Here is a 2646-nt window from a genome sequence, read left to right on the forward strand (position 1 = left end):
CTCTGGGAGAGGGGCTGGGGGTGAGGGCAGGTCTTCTGCATAGCCTTGCAGAGCGGGTAGAGTGGGCTAAAGGGATCTGCTCAGGAATGTCCCCACGGTCATGACTTTGGTCTTACAATCCCCCGGCCCGGTTGTGTTTAGTTGGGGGCCGCTCAGCCTGCGCTGGTATGGCTTATTGATCGGCCTGGCAATGGTGTTGGGCTTGCTCCTGGCTCGCCATCTGGCAGCTCGGCGTGGCCTTCCCCCCAGTTCCATGCCTGATCTGCTGGTGTGGTTGGTGGTTGGATCCCTGCCCCTTGCTCGCCTGTACTATGTGGCCTTTGAGTGGGAACGCTATCGAGATGGCCCTTGGTGGCAGGTCTTGGCCCTCTGGCAGGGGGGCATTGCCATTCACGGTGCCTTGATCGGCGGCAGTGCGGCGCTTTACCTGTTCGCCCGGCGGCACCGGCTGAGTTTTTGGTTGCTAGCCGATTGCCTTGTTCCCTCCCTCAGCCTTGGTCAGGGGATCGGACGTTGGGGCAACTTCTTCAACAACGAAGCCTACGGAAAGGTGTTGCCTCCGGATAGCCCTCTGTGGGTACAACTGCAGCTGCCTGATGGATCGCGCGTCCATCCCACTTTTTTGTACGAATCCCTCTGGAACTTTGGTCTCTTCGGGCTCCTGCTCTTTTTAAGCTACCGGCGCCAGCTTCCCCCTGGCACCCTCTTGGGCCTCTACCTGGTGGGGTACAGCCTGGGGCGCTTCTGGATCGAAGGCCTGCGCACCGATAGCCTCATGCTGGGATCCCTGCGGGTGGCGCAGGGGGTGAGCCTGTTGCTCATTGGAGCAGGCCTGGCCGCAATCTTGACAGCTCCCAAACGCGTTTCTGTTCACCCAAACGAGGCAACTTCCTCGCCTGGGATCCCCGCCCCAAAGGAGTTGTAAGCCATGGCCAGCGAACAGAATGAAGAGCTCTGGCAGCAAGCCTCCCCTCTGCTGCTGCCATCCGCCGCTGCTACCCAATCACTAGGGGCCCTCGTAGCTCAAGCCGCCCTTGGCTTCCTCGCCCCTTCAGGTCAACAAAAATCTCCCCCTCCCAGCCGCAGCCTCGGCTCCACTTCCGGCTTGGTCATTCTTCTCGAAGGTAATCTGGGCAGCGGCAAAACCACCTTTGTGCAGGGACTGGGGCAGGGCTTGGGGATCCCTGAACCCATCGACAGCCCCACCTTCGTGCTGGTGCAGGAATACCACACCGGACGGATCCCTCTTTTCCATTGCGATCTCTACCGTCTGGAGCCCTCTTCTGCCGCTCGCGCCGGTGGGAAAGAATCCACACTCCTAGAAGACCTAGGGCTAGAAGAACTTTGGAGCCAAGGTGGGATCACCGCTGTTGAGTGGCCCCAGTACCTCCGCCATCTGCCTGCGACCTACCTCTGGCTGCGCCTACAGCCCCATCCCCAGCAGGAAGGAGCCCGCCTTCTACACGTCAAGGGAAAGGGATCCCAGACTGGCCACCTTTGGCAGCAAGTTCTTTCTCAATTCACTCAGCAAAACCTCGAAGAAGGGATCCACTTCTCCTCCTGAAAGTACTTGAAAGCAGAAGAAAAAGTTGAGATCCCAAAAGACCTATGGCCACCTCGATTCGAACTAAGACACTGCGCCCACACCCGAAGCGTCGGTCGCGCCTTCGCGTTAGCGTTGCGGAGCAATAATGCACAGGTCAGAAGGCTTCTCTCAGTAGCCCGGACGTCTCACCCCAGCCTGAAACGACTATGAACTTGAGGCAAACGGCCAGAACTTAGCCAAAAGTCATCCTCAGGCCAAATCAAACAGCAGCACCTCAGCCCCTTCTTCACTGAAAAGGTTGAGCTCGCTTTCCCTAGCAATAGCCACGCCATCTCCTTCTCGCAAAAACAAGCCATCCAGGGTCACATCGCCCCGAGCTATCTGCAGCCATCCGTAGCGCTTCTCATCCAAGTGTCGGTGAATGGTGCGTCCCGGCTCAATCAACCCTGCATAGAGATTCACATCCTGATGCACAATCACGGATCCCTGGCGCCCATCTCGAGAGGCAACTAAACAAAACTCATTGGGATGCTCTGTCAAACCCGTCGCTTTTTGTTCATAGCTGGGCTCCAGGTTTTCCTGCTCCGGCAAAATCCAAATTTGCAGCAGATGAACCTCCTCATCTGCCGAGTGGTTGTACTCGCTGTGCCAGATCCCTGTGCCTGCCGTCATCCGTTGAATTTCACCAGGACGAATCACAGATCCCGTGCCCAAGCTGTCTTTATGCTCAAGGATCCCTTCCAAAACATAGGTAACGATCTCCATGTCCCGGTGCCCATGGGTCGGAAAGCCAGCACTCGGGCGGATTCGGTCATCGTTAATCACCCGCAAAGCCCGGAAGCCCATGTAGCGAGGGTCGTAGTACTCCCCGAAAGAAAATGAGTGGTAAGTATCAAGCCAACTGAGCTTGACATGACCCCTCTCTTCCCGCTTACGCAAAGTCAGCATCGCAGTTTCTCCAAAACCTGACCCTCGCAACCATCTTATTAACTCTGCAGTCAGAATGTCAATATTCAAACAGTTTTATTTCTTCTTTTCCCTGCTATTCTCGCCAAAAACTTGCCAAAAACTTTGGGTTGGATATCTTGACGGGGTGGTGG

3 protein-coding genes are annotated in these 2646 nt (G+C 56.5%); 2 read left to right on the top strand and 1 reads right to left on the bottom strand.

Annotation, left to right across the window (positions count from 1 at the left end; all coding sequences use genetic code 11):
- Nucleotides 1-100: 100 nt before the first annotated feature.
- Complete coding sequence (gene lgt, locus NW815_RS12870; protein WP_011433548.1) at nucleotides 101-925, top strand: prolipoprotein diacylglyceryl transferase; 825 nt, start codon at nucleotides 101-103, stop codon at nucleotides 923-925.
- Between the two features lie 3 nt (nucleotides 926-928).
- Complete coding sequence (gene tsaE / locus NW815_RS12875; RefSeq protein WP_414389655.1) at nucleotides 929-1564, top strand: tRNA (adenosine(37)-N6)-threonylcarbamoyltransferase complex ATPase subunit type 1 TsaE; 636 nt, start codon at nucleotides 929-931, stop codon at nucleotides 1562-1564.
- A 231-nt stretch (nucleotides 1565-1795) separates the two neighbouring features.
- Here tsaE and NW815_RS12880 read toward each other — a convergent pair whose 3' ends face one another.
- Nucleotides 1796-2494 (bottom strand): pirin family protein, encoded by a 699-nt coding sequence (locus NW815_RS12880; RefSeq protein ID WP_414389657.1) that lies wholly within the window; start codon nucleotides 2492-2494, stop codon nucleotides 1796-1798.
- Nucleotides 2495-2646 lie beyond the last annotated feature (152 nt).

Source organism: Synechococcus sp. R6-7, from assembly GCF_047461695.1.
Classification (GTDB): Bacteria; Cyanobacteriota; Cyanobacteriia; order Thermostichales; family Thermostichaceae; genus Thermostichus.

Bases quoted from the DNA above. Each gene is read 5' to 3' on its own strand.
- NW815_RS12880 (WP_414389657.1), bottom strand. From the start codon at position 2,494: ATGCTGACTTTGCGTAAGCGGGAAGAGAGGGGTCATGTCAAGCTCAGT.
- tsaE (WP_414389655.1), top strand. From the start codon at position 929: ATGGCCAGCGAACAGAATGAAGAGCTCTGGCAGCAAGCCTCCCCTCTG.
- lgt (WP_011433548.1), top strand. From the start codon at position 101: ATGACTTTGGTCTTACAATCCCCCGGCCCGGTTGTGTTTAGTTGGGGG.